The 559-nt window shown below is 42.0% G+C and carries 1 protein-coding gene; it reads left to right on the forward strand.

The genetic code is table 11. The features are described 5' to 3' along the window. Positions 1 to 233: transposase (locus tag JMF85_RS27870; protein ID WP_201319405.1), on the forward strand; the 233-nt coding region annotated here is incomplete at its 5' end. Positions 234 to 559: the final 326 nt, after the last annotated feature.

Below are 559 nucleotides of genomic sequence, written 5' to 3' on the forward strand. Positions count from 1 at the left end.
CCGCCGATTGTAGGCAAGAGCGGCAGGATGCCGCACAGCGTAATGCGATCGAAGGAAAGTTTGGAGAAGGAAAACGCAAATTGGGACTCGGTCGCATTCGCGCACGCGGCGCCGAAACCAGTTTAACCGTCATCGCCCTTCAGTTTCTGGTCATGAATCTGGAGCGGCGGCTGCGGGCTCTCTTATTGTTTTTTTTCAGACTGTTTGGGTTCAGTGTCTTACGTTGGGCGTAGACTGGAACGAATCTTGTTCAGCAAACCCTAATTAGATTGAAAAGTTGGATAATTAAATTAATTTGTTTAGTCTTGGGGTTATATTCATGTAGTTTATGCCCCCTTTATGTTAGCGCAAGTAATAGTGATAGGGGGGCGTCAGGTTACAACGATGCATCTGTAACAAATAGCACACTTTCTAATAACTCTTTAATGAGTATGAAAGAAAAAGTAAAGAAATCGCGTCCAAAAAAAGAATTGAAAGACCGTAGAACACAGAATTCTAAAGTGTTTCTGAATGAAGATAATACATTCACTGTCACAACTTCAACTTATTCACTTCATTA

Origin of the sequence: Paenibacillus sp. EPM92, from assembly GCF_016586185.1 — a bacterium.
Classification (GTDB): Bacteria; Bacillota; Bacilli; order Paenibacillales; family NBRC-103111; genus Paenibacillus_G; species Paenibacillus_G validus.